Source organism: Streptomyces sp. NPDC047853, from assembly GCF_043204535.1.
Lineage (GTDB): Bacteria > Actinomycetota > Actinomycetes > Streptomycetales > Streptomycetaceae > Streptomyces.
In genome coordinates, this window is the sequence record NZ_JBIDCI010000002.1 from 590822 (window position 1) to 615170 (window position 24349).

Below are 24349 nucleotides of genomic sequence, written 5' to 3' on the forward strand. Positions count from 1 at the left end.
AACATCACGCATCACCGTGCACCACCCCCTGGGCCCTTAGCTCAATTGGCAGAGCAGTGGACTTTTAATCCATTGGTTGTGGGTTCGAGTCCCACAGGGCCTACCGGTGGCGGGCGGGCCGCGAGCCCCCTGCCCGATCACGCAGCGTCCGAGTCGGCACCGTCCGCTCGGACGCTGCCGCGTTCTCGGCCCGGACCGCCTCCGCCTCCCCGTCTTCGGCGGAGAACAGGGCCTGGTGGTGTGACTATGGTTTATATGGATATGCGAGCCAGGAATCACGTGATCGTCACGGGCCGGGCGGACCGGCCTGTGGTGATGCCGAGGCACGGGTTCGGGTGTGAGCAGACCATGGGGCGGCTGGTGGTGCCGGTCCTGGAGCCCGACGCCTCGACGCTCAGCGGAGGACGGGCTGGAGATCTGCCGTGAGCTGGAGGCAGGGGCAGGGGCAGGAGCTGGGGCCGGTGGTCTTCGTGGGGCATTCGGTGAACGCGACGACGGGAGTGCCGGCCGCCGCCCGGGAGCCCGAGCGCTTCGCCGGCGCCGGCGACCTCGACGAACCGATGGGGCCGATGGGGCCGATGGGGTCGATGGAGTCCCTCCCCGCCCCCGGGCACTGCCCCCGGCTGAGCGCACCCGGTGCGACCGCCGCGCCGATCGCCTCCTTCGCCGCCGAGGTGGGCCGGTGACCGGCGCCTGCCACGACGGGCACGGCGACGGCGGCGGCTCGGGCGTCGGCAAGGGCTCCGGCGACGGCGGCGGCTCGGGCGGTGCGTGGCCGCCCGGCTCCGAGCTGCCGGAGGACAGCGTGGAGGACCTCTACGAGAACGCGCCCTGCGGCTACCTCTCCACGCTGCCGGACGGGCGGATCACCAAGGTCAACAAGACGCTGCTGGACTGGCTCGGCCACCGGCGCGACGACCTCGTCGGGCGCCTGCGCTTCGCCGACCTGCTCACCGTCGGCGGCAGGCTCTACCACGAGACCCACTTCGCTCCCCTGCTGTCCATGCAGGGGGAGGTCCGCGGCATCGCGCTGGAGCTGAAGGCCGCCGACGGCTCGCGCCTGCCGGTCCTGGTGACCTCCACCGTCAGGACCGGCGAGGACGGGCGGCCGCTGCTGATCCGCACCACCCTCCTCGACGCCCGCGACCGGCGTGCCTACGAGGACGAGCTGCTGCGGGCCCGGCAGGAGGCCGACACCGAACGCGACCGCCTCAGAACCCTGGCGACCACGCTCCAGCGGACCCTGCTGCCCCCCGCCCTGGACGACGTGCCCGGTCTGGACGTCGCCGCCCACTACCACATCGCCTCCGTCGACGAAGTCGGCGGCGACTTCTACGACTTGTTCCCCCTCACCCAGGGGACCTGGGGTCTGTTCCTCGGAGACGTGTGCGGCAAGGGCGCCGCCGCCGCCGCGATCACCTCCCTGGCCCGCTACACCCTGCGCGCCGCGGCGGTCTACGACCCCGACCCCGCGGCCGTGCTCCGCAACCTCAACACCGTCCTGAACCACGAGTACAACGGCTACGACCCGCGGTTCTGCACCGTGATCTTCGGGCTGCTGACCCCCGTCGGCGAGCAGGGCGCCTTCCGGATCACCCTGGCCAGCGGCGGGCACCCGCCGGCCCTCCTGCTGCGCGCCGACGGCAGCGCCGACTACCTGCCCACCCCCGGCGGCCAGCTCGTCGGGGTCCTGCCGGACGCCCACATCGCCACCACCACCGTCCGCCTGGACCCCGGCGACACCCTGCTCCTCTACACGGACGGCCTCACCGAGGCCCACACCGACCAGCCCGGTGGACGCTACGGCGACGAGGCGCTCGTGGACTTCGCCCGATCACTGGCCCCCACCACCGCCTCCGGCACGGTCCAGGCACTGAGCGACCTGCTCGACGCCCTCGGCACCGGCGTGGACGACGACACCGCCGTCCTCGCCATCAACGTGCCCCGGCCGCCCGGCGGAGAGCGACGCGGCGCCTAGGGTTGCCCCGCCGGAACCCGCCGCCCCGCCCCACCGGAGTACGCCCATGCCCCTCCCGTACGTCCTGCTCTCCGCCGCCGTCTCCCTCGACGGCTGCCTGGACGACACCGGCCCCGAACGGCTGCTGCTCTCCTCCCCGGCCGACTTCGACCGGGTCGACGAGGTGCGGGCGTCCGTCGACGCGATCCTGGTCGGTGCCGGCACGATCCGGGCCGACAACCCGCGGCTGCTGGTGAACTCGGCCGAGCGGCGAGGCGCCCGGATCGCGGCAGGGAAGGCCGAGTACCCGCTCAAGGTGACGGTCAGCGCCACCGGGGAGCTGGACCCGGCGGCCGCGTTCTGGCACACCGGGGGCGAGAAGCTGCTGCTCACGACGGACCGGGGCGCCCGGCGGGCCCGGGCCCTCGGACTCGCCGCCGACGTGGTGCCGCTCGGCGAGGCGCTCGACTGGCGGGCGGCGCTGGAGCACCTGCACGACGAGCGGGGAGTGCGGCGGCTCATGGTCGAGGGCGGGGGGACCGTGCACACCCAGTTGCTGCGCCAGGAACTCGCCGACGAACTCCAGCTCGTCCTCGCCCCTCTGCTGGTCGGCGACCCGGACGCGCCCCGTCTGTTCGGTCCCGGGGCCTACCAGCGCGGCCGGCTGCGGCTGGTGGAGTCGCGGCGCATCGAGGACGTCGTACTGGCGCGGTACCTGCCGACCGCCCCGGGCGCCGGAGGCCGGGTGACCGCCGCCGACCGGCACTGGCTCGCCCTCGCCTGCGAGCTGGCGCAGCTGTGCCCGCCGTCCGGGACGGCGTTCAGCGTGGGGGCGGTGGTGGTCGCCGCCGACGGGACCGAGCTGGCGCGGGGGCACTCCCGCGAGGGCGGCGACCCCGTCGTGCACGCCGAGGAGGCCGCACTCGCCAAGGCCGACCCCGCCGACGCCCGGCTGTCGACCGCCACGGTGTACAGCAGCCTGGAACCCTGCGCCCGCCGCGCCTCCCGGCCCGCGCCCTGCGCCCGGCTGATCCTCGACGCCGGGGTACGCCGCGTGGTCACGGCCTGGCGGGAACCGGACACCTTCGTGCCGGGCGCGGACGGCGGCGGGGTGCTCACCGCCGGGGGCGCCACCGTCGTCGTCCTGCCCGAGTACGAGGAGCGCGCGAAGGCTCCCAACCGCCATCTGGAGGGGTAGCGGGATACGGATGTGCATGCAGCCCCCGCGATGACGTACAGTGGAGACACAACGGCGCGGGGTGGAGCAGCTCGGTAGCTCGCTGGGCTCATAACCCAGAGGTCGCAGGTTCAAATCCTGTCCCCGCTACTGAAACCGAAGGCCGGAATCCCTTGAGGATTCCGGCCTTCGGTGCGTTCAGGTGTGTTCACCCGGTCGGCCCTCACGGCTCGCCGCCCGCCCCCGATCCGGGAAACCTGGAGACGGGACGGCAAGCGGCGCGGAGGTTCGGGGCGGCGGGAGACGAGTGGTGCGGCCAGGTCACGTGGACGACGAGGGAGCGTACGCCAGGGCCGGCGGCCGGCTCCCCGGCGACCCCGCGCCCGACCCGGGCCTCGGCACCGAGGCCATGGCGCCGCCCACCCCGGCCGAACGCCCGCCGCGGACCCCGTACGGGCGCCGCCTGGTGCGCCTGCTCCCGGTCCTGCTCATCGTCGTCGCCATCCTGTACGACATCTTCACCCCGAGATACTTCACGGCCGGCCCGCTCTACACGGCCGCGCCGCTGGTCGCCGCCCCCCTCTACTCGCGGCGGGGCACGGCGCTCACCGGTGTCGCCGTGGTCGCCGCCGTCGTCGGGCTGCAACTGAGCAAGGGCGTCGCCCACTACGTCGACTCCCTCACGGAGCTGATCACCATCGCGACGGTCGCCGCCCTCGCGGTCTTCGTCAACGCCTTCGTCCGCCGCACCGGTGAGCGCCTCGTCAGCGTCCGCGAGATCGCCGAGGCCGCCCAGCGCGCCGTGCTGCCCGAGCCCGCCGAACGGATCGGCGGCTTCGAGATCGCCGCCTGCTACGAAGCCGCGCAGGCCGACGCCTTCATCGGCGGGGACCTGTACGCGGTGCAGGACAGCGCGCGCGGCGTCCGGCTCATCGTCGGGGACGTGCGCGGCAAGGGCATGGGCGCGGTGGCCGCCGTCGCCGTCGTGATCGGCGCCTTCCGCGAGGCCGCCGAGCAGGAGGCCACCCTGGAGGCGGTGGCCCAGCGCCTGGAACGGGCGCTGGCGCGCGAGGGCACCCGGCGCAACGGACTGGACGCCTTCGAGGGGTTCACCACCGCCGTCCTCGCCGAACTCCCGCACGGCGACGGGGTCGTGCGGATCGTGAACCGGGGTCACCCGCCCCCGCTGCTGCTGTACGCCGACGGCACCCTGCGTCCGCTCCCCGCCCGGGAGGCGGCGCTGCCGCTCGGGATGGGCGAGCTGGGCGTGTGGCCCGACCGGGCCCAGGAGGACGCCTTCCCGGGCGGAGCCACGCTGCTGCTGCACACCGACGGCCTGTCCGAAGCCCGGGACGCGCGGGGCGAGTTCTACGACCCGCACGAACGGCTCGCCGGCTGCGTCTTCCGGCACCCGGGGAAGCTGCTCGCCGCCCTCGCCGAGGACGTGCGCCGGCACTCCGGGGGCGGGATGGCGGACGACATGGCACTGCTCGCCGTACGCCGTCCCGCGCGCGAAGACCTTGATCATTGTCACGAACGGTGACCCGGCGAGCGCCCTGCGCATAACGACTGACACTCTGTCAGAAACTTGTGGTGTGAAGGGGAATACTGAGGGGCGGTCAACTCGCCCGGATTTCACCGATCCTGAGGCGTACGTCCCGTCCGGATTCGTTAATGATCAAGAGGAACAGCTTGGAATCCCCGCCCCGCGTCTATTAACGTTCGATAACGCAGCGCGGTCGTCCCAGCCGTCACAGAAGGCGGCTCCGTGCGCACGCGCCGAATCCCGCGAGGGAACCGGGGAACCACCACCTTGGGGTGAATCGCTCGTACGACGCCGTGGAGACACGGTGGATATACGCGCGTAGGAGACCTTCCTGCTCCGAACCCGTCAGCTAACCCGGTAGGCGGAAGGAAGGAAAGGAGTACGCCCACGTGGCGTCCAACCGGCCTGCCCCCGAGGCCCCGTTCGTGCCCAGCGCGCACGACACCGACACCTTCGGCTACGACGGCCACCGCACCGAAGAGGGCCCCTGGGAGGAGTGGAATCCCACCGCGGAATCCATCCGCCCCGTGCGCGGCCGGCACCGCGTCGCCAAGCAGCGCGGCGGACTCGCCCGCAGCTCCACCGTCCTCGGCGTCGGTGTCATAGCCGCGGTCGGCGCGGGCGGCATGGCCAGCGCGCAGACCGGCAAGCCGCCGGTGTCCATCTCCATGCCCGACCTGCCCAACGTCGGCTCGCTCATCTCGGACGACGAGGAGCCGGAGCCGCAGGGTTCCACCGCCCCGCTCAGCGGCATCGGCGTGGCCGCGACCGCCGACACCGCGCAGGACGCCCCCGACGCCGGTGAGACGCTGCGCGCCCGGATCATGGCGCAGGCCGAGCAGCAGCAGGCCCAGGTCGAGACGAAGGCCGCCGCCGAGGCCGCGGCCGCCGCCGAGAAGAAGGCCGCGGAAGCCGCCGCCAAGGCGGAGAAGGAGGCCGAGGCCAAGGCCGCCGCCGCCAAGAAGAAGGCGGAGGAGGAGGCCGCGAAGAAGGCCGAGGCCGAGCGGCTCGCGAAGCTGGCCAAGCAGTACACCCTGCCGACCTCCTCGTACACGATCTCCTCCAGCTTCGGCCAGGCCGGCGCCTACTGGTCCTCCGGCTACCACACCGGCCTCGACTTCGCCGCGCCCACCGGCACGCTGCTCAAGGCGGTGCACAGCGGCACCATCACGTCGGCCGGCTACGAGGGCTCCTACGGCTACAAGACCGTGCTGACCCTCGATGACGGCACCGAGATCTGGTACGCCCACCAGTCGTCGATCAGCGTCAGCGTCGGCCAGAAGGTCACCACCGGTGATGTCATCGGCCGCGTCGGCGCCACCGGCAACGTGACCGGGGCCCACCTCCACATGGAGGTCCACACCAGCGACGGCGGCGGGATCGACCCGATGGCCTGGCTGCAGAGCAAGGGCCTGACCCCCTGACCGAGGCCGTGCACGGCCCCGCCGGTCCCCGGCGGTCCTGACGGCGACCCCCCGACGCCAGGGCTGCCGGTTTGCGGGATTTTTGCCCCGCTCCCGGAATCACCGGCTCCGTCGTGGCCGTTGACGCAGGACATGACTTCTCTGCGCAAGCTCGGCTCCTCGGACCTCGAGGTCTTCCCCCTCGCCCTCGGTGGCAACGTCTTCGGCTGGACCGCCGACCAGGACACCTCCTTCGCCGTCCTGGACGCCTACACGGCCGCGGGCGGCAACTTCGTCGACACCGCCGACTCGTACTCCGCGTGGGTCGACGGCAACAGCGGCGGGGAGTCCGAGACCATCGTCGGCAAGTGGCTCGCCTCCCGCGGCAACCGCGGTGACGTCGTCCTCGCCACCAAGGTCAGCCAGCACCCCGAGTACCCGGGCCTGTCCGCCACGAACATCAAGGCGGCGGCCGACGCCTCGCTGCGCCGCCTGGGCACCGACCACATCGACCTCTACTACACCCACTTCGACAAGCCCGAGGTGCCGGTGGAGGAGATCGTCGGCGCGCTCGACGAGCTGGTGCGGGCGGGCAAGGTCCGGCACATCGCCGCCTCCAACATCTCCGCCGAGCGGCTCGCGGCGTCCCTGGAGTTCTCCGACCGCGAGGGCCTCGCCCGGTACGTGGCGCTCCAGCCCCACTACAACCTCGTCTCGCGGGACACCTACGAGGGCGGGCTGCGCGACCTCGCGGAGCGGGCCGGCCTGGCCGCCGTGCCGTACTACTCCCTCGCCTCCGGATTCCTCACCGGCAAGTACCGGGCCGGCTCGGCCGTCGACAGCCCCCGTGCGGGCGGCGCGGCGAAGCACCTGGAGACCGAGCGGGGCCGGCGGGTCCTGGCGGCCCTGGACGAGATCGCCGAGGCCCACGACGCTCCCGTCGCCACGGTCGCCCTGGCCTGGCTGGCCGCGCAGCCGACGGTGGCCGCACCGATCGCCTCCGCCCGCACGGTCGAGCAGCTCCCGGCGCTGCTGGGGGTGGCCGAGCTGTCCCTCACCCCGGACGAGGTCGCCCGGCTGGAGCGGGCGTCGCTCTGACGGCCGGAACCCGGGGCCCCGCGGCCGGTGGGGCGGACCGGGGCTACCCGCGGTGGGGGTGGGGCGGGGCGTACGGAAGGTAGCCGTGAGGGGCGTGGTACTGCCCCGGCGAGGGCGCGGGGAGCGGGGCGGCGGGGGCGTACCCGTAGGGCCCGTGGCCGGGGTGCGCCCCGTACGCCCCGTACGTCCCGTACACCCCGTAGCCCGGCCAGGGCGGTAGGGGCGGTACGGGCGGCGCGGTGGCCCGGGCCGCGTAGTCCAGCGCCGGGCGGGCCACGGCGCGCCGCTGCCACAGGGCCTCCAGCAGCTCCCGTTCCCGTACGGCGAAATCGGCGCCCGCCCTGCCCCGGCGTCCGCGGTGCCGCAGGAACGCCAGCGAGGTCGCGTACGCCTCGTACCGCGCCACCGTCCGCGCCGCCTCCTTCCCGGCGTGCCGGCGCGCGTGCTGCCGGGCGATACGGCGGGCGCGCATCGAGCCGAGCGCGTGCGGTTCCGCGGGCGACAGCCATCCGGCCAGGACGTACACGGGCAGCTCGGCACGCACGGCGCCCAGTTCGCGCTGCCGGGTCCAGATCGCCAGCCAGGTCAGCAGGCCGAAGGACGGGACCATGAAGGCCGCGTACACGGCGAAGAAGCCGTACTCGCCGAACGCGGCCGAGCCGTTCCACAGGGCGTGCACGCCCATCGCGAGCAGCAGGCCGGCCAGCGGGAGCAGGGCCCGGCGCAGGCGGTGCCGGCCCGCGGAGAGCGCCGCGATGCCGAAGCCGATGCCGGTGAGCACGGTGAAGAGAGGGTGGGCGAAGGGCGACATCACGATGCGGACGAAGAAGGTCGCCGCGGTGACCGACGCGATGCCGCTGCCGCCGGTGAGCTGGTCGGTGCCGAAGGCGGTGCCCAGGTAGAGGATGTTCTCGGTGAAGGCGAAGCCGGTGGCGGTGACGCCGGCTATGACGACACCGTCGACGATGCCGCTGAAGTCGCGCCTGCGGAAGAGGAAGACCAGCAGTACGGCGGCGGCCTTGGCGGACTCCTCGACGACCGGGGCTATGACGGTGGCGCCCAGGGTGTCCGCGCCGGACGGGTCCGCGGTGGCGGTGGCTATCCACCGCGTCGCGAAGCTGTTGGCGACGATGGCTATCAGCGCCGCCGCGCAGGCGCCCCAGGCGAAGCAGAACAGCAGGTTCCGCCAGGGCCCGGGCTCGACCCGGTCCAGCCAGCGGAAGGCGGCCAGGAGCAGCGGCACCGGCAGCACCGCGAGGCCCAGCCCGACCAGGAAGCCCTGCGTGCCGGTCTGTTCGCGCACCAGGGCCAGGATGACCAGGCCGGAGAGCGCGAGCAGGGTGACGAGCGCGCCGTAACGCACCCAGGCGCGCTGCCACCAGTGCGGATGCGTCCGGGGACGGGCGGGCGGACGCGTCGGGTACGGGGGACAGGTGGCCACGGCATGGACCCTAACCGGTGGGGGGCTGCTGCTCCTTGTGCTGATCGCGCTGCTGTACGCGGCGGAAGAGCAAGTCGTTCACCACATGTCCCTTGTCCAGTCCCTGGCCCTCGAAACGGGTCCGGGGCCGGTGGGCGGGGCGCGGCGCGAAACCACCGTCCGGCACGGTGTTCTCGAAGCCGGGGTGCGCGGTGAGCACCTCCAGCATCTGCTCGGCGTACGGCTCCCAGTCGGTGGCGCAGTGCAGGACGGCCCCCGGGGCCAGCCGCGTCGCCGCCAGGGTCAGGAACTCGGGCTGGATCAGCCGGCGCTTGTGGTGCCGCTTCTTCGGCCAGGGGTCGGGGAAGTAGACGCGCAGCCCGGCGAGCGAGCCGGGGGCGAGCATCTCGCGCAGGAGGATGATCGCGTCGCCGTTGCCCACCCGGATGTTGGACAGGCCCTCCCGCTCCGCGAGACCCAGCAGATTGCCCTGGCCGGGGGTGTGCACGTCCACCGCGAGGATGTTGGTCCCCGGGTCGGCGGCGGCCATCCGGGCGGTGGCCTCGCCCATGCCGAAGCCGATCTCCAGGACGACGGGCCGGTCGTTGCCGAACAGCTCGGCGAGGTCGATGACCCGCTGCCCGTCGATGTCCAGTCCCCACTGGGGCCACAGCCGCTGCAGCGCGTCCGCCTGCCCGGTGGTCACCCGGCTCCGCCGGGGCTGGAAGCTCCGGATCCGCCGCTCGAAGTGCGATCCGGCCGGGTCGGCCTTGGGTCCGTCGGGGAAGCGGGGCTCGCCCCTGGCACGGGTGTGCCTCAGGTCGTCACCGGCGTGGGGGGCGGCGGGCTGGGAAGCGTCGGAGGCGCTGCGGAAATCAGACACAGTGCCCTCGATTTTACGGTCGGTCGCGCCGGTCACGACGCTCCCAGCGCGGCCAGGGCCCTGCGTCCCACCTCCCGCCCGATCGGCAGCGCCGCCGTCGCGGCGGGGGACGGCGCGTTCAGCACGTGGACCGCGTGGGCGCCCTCGCGGATGAGGAAGTCGTCCACCAGCGTCCCGTCCGCCAGCACCGCCTGCGCCCGCACTCCCGCGGGCGACGCCACCAGGTCGCCCTCCGTCACGGCGGGCAGCAGCCTGCGCACGGCCGTGGTGAAGGCTCCCTTGGACAGTGACCGGCGCAGCTCGCCCGCGCCGTACCTCCAGTGCCGTCGGGCTATCCGCCACGAGCCCGGCCAGGCGAGGGTGGCGCCCAGCTCGCGGGGCCGCACCACGTCCCAGCCGTAGCCCTCCCGGGCGAGGGCCGGCACCGCGTTCGGCCCGACGTGGACGCTGCCGTCGATGCCTCGGGTCAGGTGCACCCCGAGGAAGGGGAACGCCGGGTCCGGCACCGGGTACACCAGGCCCCGCACCAGCTCCGGACGGGCCAGCTCGTAGTACTCGCCGCGGAAGGGGACGATCCGCATGCCCGGGTCGTCGCCGGTCAGGCGGGCGATCTCGTCGCACTGCAGCCCGGCGCAGTTGACCAGGACGCGGGCGCGGAGCACGTCTCCGGAGCGGGTGCGCACGGCCACCCCGAGGCCAGGGCGCCGGTCGATGTGCCGGACCCGCGCGCCGTAGCGGATCTCGGCGCCCGAGGCCAGGGCCAGCTGCCGGGCCACCGCCACGTAGTCGCAGACGCCGGTGGTGCCGACGTGGATGGCGGCCAGGCCGCGCACCTCGGGCTCGTACTCCGGGATCTGGGCGGCGCCCAGCTCGCGGACCGGTATGCCGTTCTCCCGGCCGCGCTGGACGAGGGCGTGCAGGCGGGGCAGCTCGGAACGGTGGGTGGCGACGATCAGCTTGCCGGTGACGGCGTGCGCGATGCCGTACTCGGCGCAGAACTTGACCATCTCGGCGGAGCCCCGCACCGCGTAGCGGGCCTTCAGGGAGCCCGGACGGTAGTAGACGCCGCTGTGGATGACGCCGCTGTTGCGGCCCGTCTGGTGCCGGGCCGGGCCCGGCTCCTTCTCCAGGACCATGACCCGGGTGCCGGGCGCGGCGCGCGTGATCGCGTACGCCGTCGACAGGCCGACGATCCCGCCGCCGATCACCAGCACGTCGCAGTCGTACGCGACGCGCCGCGCGGCCGCCGTCCGCACTCGTTCCATCTCCCGGTCCACCTCCCGCCTCCGATAGTGCACTGCGCCACTGACAATGCCCTCAAACCCGGGAGGCGCGGCGGATCAGGCCGTGGTCATCAGGAGCGGCCGGGCGCGCTCGCGCAGCTCGACCACGCGCGGCTCGTCGCCGTACGGCTCGAGGCGGTGCAGGAGGTCCTTGACGTACTCGGTGGTGCGGGCCGAGGAGATGCGGCCGGCGACCTCCACCGCCCGCACGCCCTGCTCGCAGGCGGCGTCCAGATTGCCCGACTCCAGCTCGGCCACGGCCGAGACGACGAGCCTGAGGCCGTGCGAGCGTACGAACTCCTCCGTCGGTTGCGACAGGGCCTGCTCGGTGAAGCGGCGGACCTGGCGTGGTGCCTTCAGGTCGCGGTAGCACTCGGCGGCGTCGGCGGCGAACCGGTCGTAGGAGTAGAAACCCAGCCACGACGGGTCGCTGTCGCCGGGCCGGGCGCGCTCCAGCCAGCTCTCGGCGGCCTTGAGGGCGGCCCCGGCCGCCGGGGCGTCGCTCGCGCGCGCGTGGGCGCGTGCCTCCACCAGCCGGAAGAAGCTCATGGTGCGGGCCGTGGCGAGGCCGCGGTTGCGCTCCAGGGCGGCCTGGGCCAGGTCCACGCCCTCGTCGCCGAAGCCGCGGTAGGTGGCCTGGAGCGACATGGAGGCGAGCACGTAGCCGCCCAGAGGCACGTCGGCCGCCGCGCGGGCCAGGCGCAGGGCCTGGATGTAGTACCGCTGGGCCGCCTCCTGCTGGCCGGTGTCGAAGGCCATCCAGCCGGCCAGGCGGGTCAGTTCCGCCGAGGCGCCGAACAGGGCGCGGCCCACCTCGTCGGAGTAGGAGCCGAGGAGCAGCGGGGCCGCCTCCACGCGTAAGCACTCCGGGACCATCGACGAACGCCAGTCGCCGCCGCCGTACTTGGAGTCCCAGCGGCGCGCGTCCTCGGCGGCCTCCCGCAGCTTCCGTACGTCACTGTGGCCGACTCTGAGCGGTGCGCCGGAGCCCTCGGCCGGGCTCGCGTCGCGCGCCACCGAGCTGTCGGCCGGGGTTATCAGCCATCGCGAGGCGGGTGTCGCGTACGCGCTCACGGCGAACGATCCGGCGAGGGACTGCCAGATGCCGCCGCCCGTGCGGCGTCCGGCGAGGTCGAGGCGGTACAGCTCGGTGGCGGACCTGACGGCCTGCCCGACGTCCCGGGGAAAGGCGAGGCCCACCTCGGGGGCGGGATCGGCGTCCGCGAGGCCGATCTCGTGCAGCGGCACCGGGCGGCCGAGTTTCTGGCCGATGGCGGCGGCGATGAGGTGCGGCGCGGCACCCTGCGGCACCATGCCCTTCGACACCCAGCGCGCCACCGACGTCTTGTCGTAGCGCAGCGTCAACCCGCGTTGGGCGCCTAGGTCGTTGACCCGCCGGGCGAGGCCGGCGTTGCTGATTCCCGCGAGGGCGAGAACGGCGCCGAGCTTTTCGTTCGGCCCGCGTTGCTCCCTGGACATGCGCCACCCCTCGACACAGACGGCTGCCGTGCTGGCATAACCACGCGGCATTCGTAAACCCAGCGTAGTTCGCCGGATCCCATGCGTTAAGAGGCATTGTTCCGGATGGCGGGATTGTGGTCCGTACGGAAGTGCGGTGCCTGTACGGTCCGTTGCCGCGTGCTCCCGGTGTGTGGCCGTGCGCCCGCCCGTGCGCTCTTCTCCGGCCACCGGGGGAGCGGTTCCATGGCTGACGCGTGGGTCGGCCCGCTGTACTGGATCCAGTGGGCTGGGGGACACCGCCGCCTACATCCCCGCGGGCGGCGGACGGGTCCGGGGGGTGTGCCTCGCCTCCCGGACCGCGCACCGCCGGTCGGTGCGCAAAGCCTGTACGGAGCGTGTTCGAACGTGTCCGCGTGACGCCGATTTGGCTGAAAAGCGCCCCTGTCGTTTCCGGGGTTCCGCGGCCCTCACCACGGGAGTTGAGGGCGCGTCGGGGAGCCAAGGGGCGCGTTGCGGGGGCGCATTCGCGTCGTCTTCACGCCCTCCGGACAGGAAGTTGCCCTCCTCGGGCGGACACCCGTGGAGGCGCATTCACGGGAGCACATGCGGCTCCGCCGATGCTCTGCGGCGCGCCCTTCATGGCAGCATGGGACCAGTTCGTACGGTGCACTGGTTGTCCCCAGCCTGTGGAGGCGTCGATGCGGTGGTTGGTGGGGTGGAGCAGCGCCGCCGTGGGAGCAGCGGGGATCGCCGGCGCGGCCGGCTCCGCGGGGGCCACCGGGTACGACGGCGAGACCGTACAGCCCGTGGGCGCCCAGCCGTTGTGGGGCGACCCCGATCCCCTGTGGGCGGTCGGCGACTGGCGCCCCGACGAGGTGCGCGTCGTCACGGTCGATCCGCAGACCCGGCTCGCCGTCCTCGGTATCTGCGGTGCCAGCGACGAGCAGCTGCGCGTCGGCCTGTTCGCCGCGCGCGGAGGGGCACTTCGGCACCTGACGGCGTGGCCCGGCAGCTACACGGCCGTCGTCCAGGTGGGGCGGCGGATCACCGTCTGCGGCGATCTCGCGGGCGCGCGCCCGGTGTTCCACACCCCCTGGGAGCGCGGCACGGCGTACGCGACGGCCGCGCTGCCCCTGGCCGACCTCGTCGAGGCCAACCTCGACTTCGGCTACCTCGCCGCGCTGCTCGCCGCCCCCGACGTGCCGGCCGCGCTGGACGACTCCACCCCGTACGACGGCGTGAAGCGCGTTCCGCCGGGGCATGCCCTGATCCTGCGCGCCGGGGCGCGTGAGATCGCCGGGTACGAGCCGGTGGCCTCGCTCGCCGTGGCGGCGCCCTCGGCCGACCCCGATCGTGCGGTGGACGGGGTGCGGGACGCCCTGGTGGAGGCCGTGCGCACCCGTCTCGCCGCGCCGCGGCACGTCCCCGGCGACGGCATAGACCCCGGCCCGGTGCCCGGCATGGGCCCCGCGGAACGGCGCGCCGCGCGCGGGATGCCGGTCCCGGGGATCGGCGCCGACCTGTCCGGCGGACCCGCCTCGGGAACGCTGGCCCTGCTGGCCGCCGGGCTGCCCGGGATGCCGGGGACCGTGCTCGGGCACGGCACCGGGGCGGGCGAGCGGCTGCTGGCCGTCACCTTCAACGACCTGGCCGTCGGCGGGCAGGAGGCCGAGCTGGAGCGGGCGGGCGCGCTGGCGGCCAACCCGCGGCTGCACCACGTCGTCGTCGCCGGCGACGAGGAGGTACTGCCGTACGCCGCATTGGACGGGCCGCTCACGGACGAACCGGGCTCCGTCCTGGTCGCGGCCGCCCGGCACCGGGCGCGGCTGGCCGCGGGCAGCGCGGACCACTTCACCGGGTACGGGGCGCGTCAGGTGCTGGACGCGCACCCGGCACGGCTGGCCGACCTGCTGATGGACCGCAAGCGGCGCCATCTCGTACGGCCGGTCGCCGCGCTGGCCAAGGCGGACGGCTCGGTGCTGGTCCCCGCGCGGGTGTACGGCGCGGCCCGGCGGCTGGCGCGGACGCCGTACCGCACCGGGCTCGAAGTGCTCGCCGAGCGGCTGCTGCGGCGGCGCTTCGACGCCCCGACGGACGGGGGCGGGGCCATGGAGGCCTCGCTGGCCGTGCTCGCCTGGGCGGGGCCCGGGCCGGCGGCGCGGTGGCTGACCGGGGAGGCGCTGGCTGAAGTATCGGTTCGCCTCCAGACGTCCTCGCAGCGGTCCGGGGTGGGCCCCGGGCAGCGGCCCGGTGACTTCCGGGCGCGGGCGGCGCTGGCCCGGCAGGCGGCGGAGGTGCGGGTGCTGGAGCAGGCCGCCGAGATCCGCTTCCAGCGGCTGCACACGCCGTTCCTCGACAACCAGGTCGTCCGCGCCTGCCGCGCGCTGCCGGAGGCGCTGCGGGTGCAGCCGGGGGCGCGGGCGGCGATCCTGCGGACGGTGCTGGAGGGGGCGGGGGTGAGCGAGTTGCCGAGTGGCTGGGGGGCGCCTTCCCAGGCGGTGGCGGCCTCCGCGGCGCGGACCGGGCTGCGGGTGGCCGCGGACTCGCTGCTCGGGCTGTTCGACACGCCGCTGCTCGCGGAGGCGGGGCTGGTGGAGGCGCGGGTCGTGCGCAAGGCGGTGCGGGGGGCGGCCGCGGGGGAGGCGTTGCCGCTGGCGGGGCTGGCGGACCTGGTGTCGCTGGAGCTGTGGCTGCGGCGGTTGCTCGCGCGGCGGGGGACGTGCTGGACCGGGACGCCGGCGCGGCAGCGGGCGGTGCCGGCGGGGATCGCTCCGCAGCGGGGGGCCTTGGGTGGGGCGGGGGCGGTGGTGCGGCGGGGGTGAGGGGGCCTCCGGCGACGGGGCGGGGGTGCCTGCGGCGGCCTCGGGGGGTTCGGTGGGGGGTGCGGGTGCCTGCGGGCGCCTCGGCGGGGTGCCTGCGGCGGCCTGTGCGGGTTCGGTGGGGGTGCGCGTTTGTGCGTGCGGTGGTCTGTGGGTCGGGGTCGGGCCGGGGGGTGTCCGTCCTCGGAACGGCGTGGAATCGGTCGGGGAACGGGGTGCCGTTCGTTGACGCGCCAACCGCTGCGGGCGGACACCCCCCGGCCCGGCCCCTTCTCGCCGTGCGCGGGTGCGGGTCCTCGTCTCCCGGCTCGCCCCTTCTCGTCGTGCGCGCCTACGCGCAGGTGAACCGTGACTGTGCCCAGTCCGCGAGTGTCAGGGAGTCGCCGGGGGTGTGCGGCTCGACCACCAGGCGTACGGTCTCGCGGCCCGTGAGGTCCACGTGGACCGGTACCGCCGGGGCTCCGCCCTCCACCACGCCCGAGGTCCACAGGCGGGTGCCGTCGGCGTAGACGGAGAAGTGGACCTTGCCCAGCCGCATCGTGAGGTCGTCGGTGCCCACGAGTGCGTCGTACGACGAGCAGGCGGCGTTGAGGGTGATGGTCACGGAGGAGCGGCCCTGCACCGTGACCCCGTGCGCGTACCGCTCGCCGCCGATCGACAGGGCGGACCGCTGCCACACCCAGCTGCTGCCGGCGAGCCTCATCTCGGGGCCGGTGCCGTCGCCGGTGAGGTCGTACGCCAGCTCGTTCCACTGGTGGACGGTCGGGGCGGGCGGTGGGGTCGGGGGAGAAGGCTCGGGGGGCGGAGGGGGAGCAGGGGTGGGAGTGGGGGGTGGCTCGGGGGTGGGAGTCCTGCTCGGGGTCGGGGTGGGTGTGGGGGGCGGTGGGTTGGCGGGCGTGGGGGACGGGGTGGTCGGGCTGGGGGGTGGGGGAGGCGAGGGTTCCGGGGTGGCCGCCGGTGGGTGGGGGCGTGTCGGGGGTGCGGGGGTGTCCGGGGCGGGCTCGGCCACCGGGGAGGAGGCGGGTGGGCCCGCCTGGGGCGCTTGTCCGGCCGGGGCGTCGTCGCCGATCAGCGCGAAGACCAGCGCGGCCGCGGCGGCCACCGCCACCACACCGGCCGCGATCCCGGCCTTCACCGGTGCTCCCAGGCCCTCGGAGGCCGCGGCACCGCCCCCGGCGCCGGACCCGCCCGAGCCGGCCGCCGCGCCCGCGGCACCGGCACCCGCGGCACCGGCACCCGCGCCGCCGGCGACGAGTCCCGCCGCCTTGGCGTACCCGGCGGCGCCGAACCAGCCGATGACCGCGACCGGGACCACGGCCGGGATACCGCCGGCGACCTCCTCGATCTGCGTGGCGGCCAGTCGGCACCTGGCGCACTCCTCCAGGTGCTTACGCAGCCCCCGTTCGGCCCGGGTGCGCAGCCTTCCGCGTGCGTAGGTGCCCAGCTGGTCGGCGTAGCGGGCGCACTGTTCGTCGGCGGCGAGGGTCTCGCTGACGTGGGCCTGGAGGTAGGCCTGCTTCAGGCCCTCGCGGGCGCGGCTGGCGAGCACACGGGTGCCGTTGGCGTCCAGCCCGAAGAGCACGGCCACCTCGCTCGGCGACTCGTCCTCGACCTCGGTGTGCCACAGCACGGCCTGCCACCGTTCCGGCAGGGAACGGAAGGCGCGCATGGCCATCGACTGCTCGGCCTCGTGCAGGGCGCGGACGTCGGCGCCCAGTTCCAGCGTGTCGTCGTCCGGAGTGCGGGGGGTGTGCGCGGACTGCGCGGCGAAGACCGCGAAGTCCTCGACCAGTTGCTCCCGGCCCGCCGACCGGGTCCAGCCGGCGGCGACGCGCCGGACCGCGGTGAGGAGGTAGGCGCGTACGGCGTGCTCCGGGCCCGAGCCGCCGCGCACCGCCTGGAGCATGCGGGCGAAGACCTCCGCGGTCAGGTCGTCCGCGGTGTGGGCGTCACGGCAGCAGGTGCGCGCGTACCGGCGCACCGCGTCCGCGTGGCGCCGGTACAGCTCCTCGTAGGCCGTGTCGTCGCCCGCGCGCATCCGCTGGATCAGCACCGCGTCGGACGACGGCAGCTCGCGCGGCGGGGGCAGCACGCCCTCGTCGTACGGCTCGCCGAGCGGCGGCAGGACGCTGTCCTCGTGCACCTCGCGCTGGGATGGGACGCCGCCTTCCGCAGGGGTGCCGCGGCGCGGGACCCGAGCCGGTCCGCCCTGCCCGGGAACCTGCGGCGGACCGCCGGATCCGGTGCGGTCGTCACCGGGTGAGCCGTTCCACCCGTCATCACTCATCGCGGAAGGCCTCCGCCACCTGCCCAGCCAGTCCCGAACATCGGGTCAGCGTGGCATACGGGCTGTTGGCCAGGCCCCCGCGGAGCGGACCGTCACTCGTCCGTGGGCTTTTCGGGCGAGGGGGTGATGACGCTCAGCCGTTCGGGGAAGGAGGGTCGCCCCGTCCCGGCGAGCGCGGGGCGAGACGCGCGGGTACGCCCGTCGCGGCCCGCCCACCCGTGGCCCCGCGCTCACGCCGGCCGTGACCGCAGCCCCTCCAGCAGAATGTCCAGCAGCCGGGCCGAAGCCGCGGCCTGCTGTGCGGCGTCCGGCAGCGAGGGCGCCGCGGTGGCTATCACCAGCAGCACGTCCGACACCGAGACGTCCGGCCGCAGTTCGCCCGCCGCCCGCGCACGCTCCACCAGCCGGCCCACGACCTCGAGCAGCGCCGCCGCCCCGTCGTCGTCCGGCACGGAAGCCATCGCACCGACCGCACCGACCGCGACGCCGGCGGACGCGGCCGCCTCGGACAACAGCCGCAGTTCCCCGGAGCCCGGCTGGTTCCGCTGCTGCGGCACCCGCGGCTCACCGGACGCGACACCAGCGGGAGCGCCGACACCGGCGCCACCGCTGTCGGCCTCGTCCGCCACCCCGACCCGCAGAACCTGCGGCGGCAGCAGCCGGCCCGCGCCCGAGGCCACCGACGTCCGCAGGAAGCGCGACAGCGCCGACCACGGCTCGTCCTCCTGCCCGAGCGCCGCCCTGGCCTGGTCCGTCAGCCGGGCCGTCTCCTCCTCGGCTATCCGCCGCACGAGGACGTCCTTGCTCGGGAAGCGCCGGTACACCGTGCCGACACCGACCCGCGCGCGCCGCGCCACGTCCTCCATCGGCGCGCCGTACCCCAGCTCGCCGAAGACCTCGCGTGCCGCGCGCAGCACGTGCTCCAGATTCCGCTGGGCGTCCACGCGCAACGGCGCGGTCCGCGCCCCGTCCCCGCGTGCCCCGCCCGTCGTCGCAGTCATCGCACCACCGGGCGCGACGGCTGACGTGGACGACCAATGAGAGTCCTGAACATGCATGACAATCCCCCGGTAATGACGTCTCCCCCCGGAGACTCTCCCCGCCATCGAAAGCCGGAGTGCGTGGAACGGCTCGGCTCCTGGCTCCGCCCGTCGCGGACCCGCTGAGCGCATTTCCCTACACGCCGTGGGAGAGAACATAGTTGAGCGGGGGTCAATTCAGAAGGGGCAGGTTCCGCACGGAGCGCCCACCGATCGGAGTACGGATCGTATACGCCCCGTATGATCCGCCTTCCGCCCTCGAGCCCACCACCGCTGACCTGCACAGTCGTGGCGAGGCACGCCGGTCCCGACCGCCCTGCGCCCCGGTGATCTCCGGTCACACAAATCGACGAGCCTGTGGACAAACGCAAGCGTCGGGTGCGTCATGGGATGGTGAAGGAACGTGCGCGCATTCTCGTTGTCGGCGGCGGCTACGTCGGGATGTACACGGCCCTGCGTCTGCAACGGAACCTGAGAAACGAACTGAGGCGGGGCGAGGCCGAGATCACGGTCGTCACGCCCGACCCCTACATGACGTACCAGCCGTTCCTCCCCGAGGCGGCGGCCGGCTCCATCTCCCCGCGGCACGTCGTCGTGCCGCTGCGCCGTGTCCTCGACCGGTGCCACGTCGTCATCGGTGAGGCGCGGTCCGTCGACCACACGACGCGCACCGCCACCGTCACCACCCTCGCCACCGAGGAGGAGGGCGCGGGATCCCGCCGGCTGACGTACGACGAACTCGTCCTCGCCCCGGGCTCCGTCTCGCGCACCCTGCCCGTCCCCGGCCTCGCCGACCACGGCGTCGGCTTCAAGACCGTCGAGGAGGCCATCGGGCTGCGCAACCACGTCCTGGAGCAGATGGACATCGCCTCCTCCACCCGCGACCCGGCCCTCCGCGACGCCGCCCTCACCTTCGTCTTCGTCGGCGGCGGCTACGCGGGCGTGGAGGCCCTCGGGGAGCTGGAGGACATGGCCCGCTACGCCGCGCGGTACTACCACAACGTCACCCCCGACGACATGAAGTGGATCCTCGTCGAGGCCTCGGGCCGCATCCTGCCCGAGGTCGGTGAGGAGCTGGGCCGCTACACGGTCACCGAACTGCGCCGCCGCAACATCGACGTACGCCTGGACACCCGCCTGGAGTCCTGCGCCGACCGCGTCGCCGTCCTCAGCGACGGCTCCCGCTTCCCCACCCGCACGGTCGTCTGGACGGCCGGCGTCAAACCCCACCCGGTCCTCGCCGCCACCGACCTCCCCCTCGACGACCGCGGCCGGCTGAGGTGCACCCCCCAGCTGTCGGTCGACGGCGCCCCGCACGCGTGGGCCGCGGGAGACGCCGCCGCCGTCCCCGACGTCACCGCCGCTCGGTCCGGCCGGGACTGCGCCCCCAACGCCCAGCACGCCGTCCGCCAGGCCAGGGTCCTGGGCGACAACATCGCCCACGCCCTGCGCGGCGAACCCCTGGACACCTACGCGCACACCTACGCCGGTTCCGTCGCCTCCCTCGGCTTCCACAAGGGCGTCGCGCACGTCTACGGGCGCAAGCTGAAGGGCTACCCCGCGTGGTTCATGCACCGCGCCTACCACCTCAGCCGCGTCCCCACCGTCAACCGCAAGGCGCGCGTGCTGGCCGAATGGGCCCTCGCCGGACTCTTCAAGAGGGAGATCGTCTCCCTCGGTTCACTCGAACATCCGCGAGCGGAGTTCGAACTCGCGGCCGGTGGAAAGCCTTCTCAGGAACCTCCGCGCAACCCGAAGGGGTCGTCCTGACCGGACTCAGGAACTCCACCGGGCGGCCCGGCGTCTGACGGATGTCGGCCCGGTCGGCACCCTGCCAGACTGGGCCCGCACCGCGGGCGCGCCGTCGCTCGCCCACGCGCGGCCCCCGGGCCCCGGCCGGCCCCGGCCCGTCCCGGTCACCGGCCGTCGACAACTACACGAGGCAAAGATTCGTGAACTTCACGCGCTGGAGCGCCCGACTCCCCGGAACGCAGCGCCGCGCCGCAGCGCGGACCGACACGACCGTCTCTCCGGACCGGCGGGGAGACGGCTCCGTACCCGCCGCCCGCGCCGAACAGCTGACCGACGAGGCCCCGCCCGTCCCCGCCGTCGACGACCTCCCCGTGCGCGACGTCCTCGACCGGGTCCCGGCCCTCGTCGCCCTCGTCCACGGCCCCGACCACCGCCTCGCCTACGTCAACGACGCCTACGTCGCGGCCTTCGGCACCCGCCCCCTGGGCCGACGGGCTAGTGAGGCGCTCCCCGAACTCGACCAGCTCGGCCTCTTCCCGCTCCTGGACCAGGTCCAGCGCAGCGGACGCCCCCGCACCCTCAAGTCCCGCAAGGCACCCGACGGCCGCTCCTACACCTTCACCTGCGCCCCGGTCACCGAGGGCGACACCGGCGGCGACCGCGGCGTGCTCGTCTTCGCGACCGACGTGACCGACCACGCCGAGGCCGCCGCCCGCCTGCGCGCGAGCGAAGGACGCCAGCGGGAGACCGCCGTCACCCTCCAGCGCTCCCTGCTCCCCCAGGAACTGGAGGAGCCCGACGACCTGCGCGTCGCCGCCACCTACCACCCCGGCGGCACCGAGGCCGCGGTCGGCGGCGACTGGTACGACGTGATCACCCTCGGCGGCGGCCGCACCGCCCTGGTCATCGGCGACGTCATGGGCCGTGGCGTCCGCGCGGCGGCCGTCATGGGCCAGCTCCGTACGGCGGTCAGGGCCTACGCCCGCCTCGACCTGCCCCCGCACGAGGTGCTCCAGCTCCTCGACGGCCTCGCCGCCGAGATCGACGCCAACCAGATCGCCACCTGCGTCTACGCCATCCACGACCCGAACGAGGGCCGGCTGGTCTACGCGTCCGCCGGGCACCTGCCGATCCTGGTCCGCGACGCGAACGGCACCGTCGAGCGCGCCGACGAACCCACCGGCCCCCCGCTCGGCACCGGCGGCTGGATGCACACGTCCGGCTCGATCCCCCTGGCCCCCGGCTCCACGGCCGTCCTGTACACCGACGGCCTGGTCGAGCGCCGCAACGAGGACCTCGACGAGGGCATCGCCGCCCTGGAGCGCGCACTGTCCGGCGCGACCGGCACCCCCCAGGTGATCTGCGACCGCCTGGTCCGCTCGGCGGGCGTCACCCCGGAGCACGACGACGACGTGGCCGTCCTCGTCCTCCAGCATCCCGCCCGCAAGGGCGCGGAGGCGGAGCGCTTCCGCAACGCCGCCCTGGAGCTGCTGGGCGGCGTCGAGGCGGCTCCCCGCGCGCGTGCCTTCGCCTCCGGTGTCCTCGCCAGCTGGCGCTTCCCCACCGAGCTGCGCGACCTGGGCGTCCTGGCGACCAGCGAACTGGTCGCCAACTCCCTCCAGCACGGCACGCCCCCCATGCGGCTGCGCCTGCGCCGTACCGACCGCCGACTGATCATCGAGGTCACCGACGGCGACGACCACCTCCCCAGACGTCGCCGCGCGGAGCCCGGGGACGAGTCCGGCCGGGGCATCGCCATCGTGGCGACGATCGCCTCCAACTGGGGGTCCAGACGCACGCCCGGAGGCGGCAAGGCGGTCTGGTGCGAGTTCGTCCTGCCGAAGCCGTGAGCCGCCGACCGTGAGAGAGGGCCGGCGGCCGCGCTCACGCCTGCGCGGCCCCCACCGTGTCGGCCGGCGCCCCGCTCTGCGTGACCACCCGGCTCCGCGCGAGCGAGGGCTGGTTCTGTACGTCCGTGAGCTGCCGCCCCAGCCGCACCGCCAGCACCGTGATGCCCAGCGAGAAGAGCAGGAACGCCACGATGTACGGCGCGTGCAGCGAGGCCCCGAGCGGCCCGCCCACCGCCGGCCCGATCGCCAGCGCGAGCTGCTTCACCAGCGCGAAGGCGGAGTTGTACTGGCCGGCCAGCCCGGTCGGCGCCAGATCCGCCACCAGCGGCGCCAGCGTCGGCGACAGCATCGCCTCGCCCAGCCCGAACAGCGCGTACGTCGAGATGAAGGCGGCCGTGGCCATCGTCTGACTGCCGTGTCCGAGCCCGGCGTACCCGGCCACGGCCCATGCGACCGCCCAGATCAGTCCCACCGCGGCGATCACGCGTGAACGCTTGCGCCGCTCCACGAACCGCAACACCGCGAACTGCGCGACGACGATCATCAGCGTGTTGGCCGCCAGCGCGGTCCCCAGCGCGGACGTGGTGATGCCGGCCGCTTCGACGCCGTACGCGCTCAGCCCCGACTCGAACTGCCCGTAGCAGGCGAAGAACAGCACGAAGCCCAGCACGCACAGCTGCACCATGGCCCGGTTGCCCAGCAGCTGCTTCCAGCCGCCGCCGGACTGCCCCGGGGCTCCCTCCATGAGAGGGGAGCGCGGTGTCCGCACCGTCACCATCACCGCGACCAGCAGCAGGAACATCGCCGCCTCGATCGCGAACAGCAGGGTGAACGAGGAGGCGCTCGTGGTGTCGACCAGGTGGCCGCCGATGAGTCCCCCGACGCCGAGCCCCAGGTTCTGCAGGAAGAACTGCATCGCGAAGGCACGTGACCGCGTCTCCGCGGTGGAGCAGTCCACGATCATCGTCGCGAGCGCGGGCTGCATCACGGCCTGCCCCGCCCCGAGCGCGGCCGCGGAGAGCAGCACCGTCGCCGCGGAGGCCGACAGCCCGAGGCTCAGCGCCCCGAGCGCGGCGGTGACCAGGGCGACGAGCAGCACCGGCAGCGGGCCACGCCGGACGATGGCCCGTCCGGCGAACGGCAGCACGATCAGCGCGGCCACGGCGAAGACGGCGAGTACGAGACCCGCCGTCACCGAACCCAGTCCCCGTACCTGCGCCACATAGACGTACAGGTAGGGGACCGTGAAGCCGAGTCCGAACGCGCTGAGTGCGTTGCCCACGTGAATCCGGCGCATAGCCGCGCCCCTTGCCCTGGTCACGTTCACCCTCTCTGGGTCGATCGCTCCAGCCGTTAGAGCTGAAGACTTAGAAGCTAAAGTTCGAAGCTAAAGAGTACACAGCGAAGGACTTCAGGGCAAAGGAGTCGCGTGCGATACTGCGGCCATGGGCGACACCTCCGGCGCCGGCGAGCCGACACTCGAAGAACAGATCGCCGCCTACCAGCGCGAGTTCCAGGACCTCGACCCCCAGGTCGAGAAGATCGTCTCGGCGCTCTCCCGCCTCAACCGCCGCATGAACGTCGCGTACGGCCGGCAGACCGCCGAGCTCGGCATCAGCAACACCGACTGGGAGGTGCTGAAGGCGCTCGTCCTGTCCGGCGCCCCCTATCGCCTGGGCCCCGGTGACCTCGCCAAGCGGCTCGGGCTGACGCCGGCCGCGATGACCCACCGCATCGACCGCATGGTGACGGAGGGGCTGGTCACCCGGGAGCGGGACGAGTCCAACCGGGTCCGCGTCATCGTGGAGCTGACGGCAGAGGGAAGGAGCAAGTGGCTGGAAGCCATGCGCCTCGCCTCCGGCTTCGAGGAGGACCTGCTCCAGGACCTCTCCGCGGACGACCGGACCGCGCTCGGCGAGGTCCTCACCCGCCTGCTGCGCAGGGTGGAACACGCCCAGCCGGACGCCGGCGGTCGGCTCAGCGACCTCGATTAAAGATCTTGACAGGCGTGCTTGACAGCTGCCCGCGAGGGTCCGTAAGGTTCTTCGGGTTGCCACGGGGCCGTAACGGTTCTGCGGCAGCACCTCCGCCGCATCAGCGGCACCCAAACCACCAGCACGACCCCCTCTGGGAATGCATTCGGCATGTCCGAATTCAATTCCGATTGGGCTCGGCGGCCCGATCACCCCGATTGGGAATCGCCGAGGGAGTCCGCTAAGGTTTGAGACGTCGGAACGGCCCAACGGCCGCGAGGACAACCCCCTCTGACGGGGAATCAGAGCCCGAAAGGATCTGATAGAGTCGGAACCGCCGGAAAGGGAAACGCGAAAGCGGGAACCTGGAAAGCACCGAGGAAATCGGGTCGGAAAGATC

The 24349-nt window shown here is 73.8% G+C and carries 16 protein-coding genes, 2 tRNA genes, 1 pseudogene and 1 riboswitch; of the genes and pseudogenes, 12 read left to right on the forward strand and 7 right to left on the reverse strand.

The annotated features are described in order from the left end of the window. Positions 1–30: 30 nt before the first annotated feature. The 8 genes and pseudogenes from ACGF5T_RS06725 (at position 31) to ACGF5T_RS06760 (ending at position 7181) form a co-directional block, all read left to right on the forward strand. Positions 31–103 (forward strand) — tRNA-Lys (locus tag ACGF5T_RS06725). A gap of 152 nt (positions 104–255) precedes the next feature. Further along, a pseudogene (locus ACGF5T_RS06730) lies at positions 256–539 on the forward strand (alpha/beta hydrolase); the annotation flags it as partial. Positions 540–790: 251 nt separating this feature from the next. Further along, positions 791–1978 (forward strand): SpoIIE family protein phosphatase, encoded by a 1188-nt coding sequence (locus tag ACGF5T_RS06735; protein ID WP_392887117.1) that lies wholly within the window; start codon positions 791–793, stop codon positions 1976–1978. 46 nt (positions 1979–2024) lie between these two features. Continuing rightward, positions 2025–3155, forward strand: coding sequence for a dihydrofolate reductase family protein (locus ACGF5T_RS06740; RefSeq protein WP_366767629.1), 1131 nt, complete (start codon positions 2025–2027; stop codon positions 3153–3155). 55 nt (positions 3156–3210) lie between these two features. Continuing rightward, positions 3211–3284, forward strand: a tRNA-Met gene (locus ACGF5T_RS06745). Positions 3285–3444: 160 nt separating this feature from the next. After that, positions 3445–4677 (forward strand): PP2C family protein-serine/threonine phosphatase, encoded by a 1233-nt coding sequence (locus ACGF5T_RS06750; protein WP_366767628.1) that lies wholly within the window; start codon positions 3445–3447, stop codon positions 4675–4677. Positions 4678–4901: 224 nt separating this feature from the next. Then, a riboswitch (cyclic di-AMP (ydaO/yuaA leader) is annotated at positions 4902–5058 on the forward strand. Between the two features lie 11 nt (positions 5059–5069). Then, complete coding sequence (locus ACGF5T_RS06755; protein WP_356602925.1) at positions 5070–6104, forward strand: M23 family metallopeptidase; 1035 nt, start codon at positions 5070–5072, stop codon at positions 6102–6104. A gap of 132 nt (positions 6105–6236) precedes the next feature. Then, positions 6237–7181 carry an aldo/keto reductase gene (locus ACGF5T_RS06760; RefSeq protein ID WP_366767627.1) on the forward strand — a complete coding sequence of 315 codons (945 nt, stop codon included), beginning with the start codon at positions 6237–6239 and terminating at the stop codon, positions 7179–7181. Positions 7182–7224: 43 nt separating this feature from the next. Here ACGF5T_RS06760 and ACGF5T_RS06765 read toward each other — a convergent pair whose 3' ends face one another. The 4 genes from ACGF5T_RS06765 to ACGF5T_RS06780 form a co-directional block, all read right to left on the reverse strand. Then, complete coding sequence (locus tag ACGF5T_RS06765) at positions 7225–8622, reverse strand: PrsW family intramembrane metalloprotease (RefSeq protein WP_366767625.1); 1398 nt, start codon at positions 8620–8622, stop codon at positions 7225–7227. 10 nt (positions 8623–8632) lie between these two features. Continuing rightward, entirely contained in the window at positions 8633–9484 is an 852-nt protein-coding gene (gene trmB, locus ACGF5T_RS06770) for a tRNA (guanosine(46)-N7)-methyltransferase TrmB (protein ID WP_392887089.1), read from the reverse strand. A gap of 32 nt (positions 9485–9516) precedes the next feature. Further along, positions 9517–10749, reverse strand: a complete 1233-nt coding sequence (lhgO, locus tag ACGF5T_RS06775) for an L-2-hydroxyglutarate oxidase (protein WP_356602931.1) — start codon at positions 10747–10749, stop codon at positions 9517–9519. Between the two features lie 75 nt (positions 10750–10824). Further along, the gene (locus ACGF5T_RS06780) at positions 10825–12246 is read right to left on the reverse strand and encodes an MFS transporter (protein WP_356602933.1); all 1422 of its coding nucleotides are present in this window, start codon (positions 12244–12246) and stop codon (positions 10825–10827) included. 680 nt (positions 12247–12926) lie between these two features. Between ACGF5T_RS06780 and ACGF5T_RS06785 the strand changes: the two genes are divergently transcribed. After that, the gene (locus ACGF5T_RS06785; protein WP_356602935.1) at positions 12927–15050 is read left to right on the forward strand and encodes an asparagine synthase-related protein; all 2124 of its coding nucleotides are present in this window, start codon (positions 12927–12929) and stop codon (positions 15048–15050) included. Positions 15051–15378: 328 nt separating this feature from the next. Here the strand turns inward: ACGF5T_RS06785 and ACGF5T_RS06790 are convergent, their stop codons facing one another. Beyond that, entirely contained in the window at positions 15379–17334 is a 1956-nt protein-coding gene (locus ACGF5T_RS06790; protein ID WP_366767624.1) for a sigma-70 family RNA polymerase sigma factor, read from the reverse strand. A 230-nt stretch (positions 17335–17564) separates the two neighbouring features. Beyond that, positions 17565–18392 carry a helix-turn-helix domain-containing protein gene (locus ACGF5T_RS06795; protein ID WP_356602939.1) on the reverse strand — a complete coding sequence of 276 codons (828 nt, stop codon included), beginning with the start codon at positions 18390–18392 and terminating at the stop codon, positions 17565–17567. 372 nt (positions 18393–18764) lie between these two features. On the opposite strand from ACGF5T_RS06795, the gene ACGF5T_RS06800 reads away from it, so the two are divergent. Further along, entirely contained in the window at positions 18765–20144 is a 1380-nt protein-coding gene (locus tag ACGF5T_RS06800) for an NAD(P)/FAD-dependent oxidoreductase (RefSeq protein WP_366767623.1), read from the forward strand. Between the two features lie 182 nt (positions 20145–20326). After that, a complete protein-coding gene (locus ACGF5T_RS06805) occupies positions 20327–21976 on the forward strand; it encodes a SpoIIE family protein phosphatase (RefSeq protein ID WP_356602943.1) in 1650 nt (549 codons plus the stop codon). A gap of 34 nt (positions 21977–22010) precedes the next feature. Here the strand turns inward: ACGF5T_RS06805 and ACGF5T_RS06810 are convergent, their stop codons facing one another. Then, on the reverse strand, positions 22011–23273 hold the full coding sequence (locus ACGF5T_RS06810; protein WP_361018357.1) for an MFS transporter: 1263 nt from the start codon (positions 23271–23273) through the stop codon (positions 22011–22013). 148 nt (positions 23274–23421) lie between these two features. Here ACGF5T_RS06810 and ACGF5T_RS06815 point away from each other — a divergent pair, with 148 nt between their 5' ends. After that, positions 23422–23970 (forward strand): MarR family transcriptional regulator, encoded by a 549-nt coding sequence (locus ACGF5T_RS06815; protein WP_356602947.1) that lies wholly within the window; start codon positions 23422–23424, stop codon positions 23968–23970. Positions 23971–24349 lie beyond the last annotated feature (379 nt).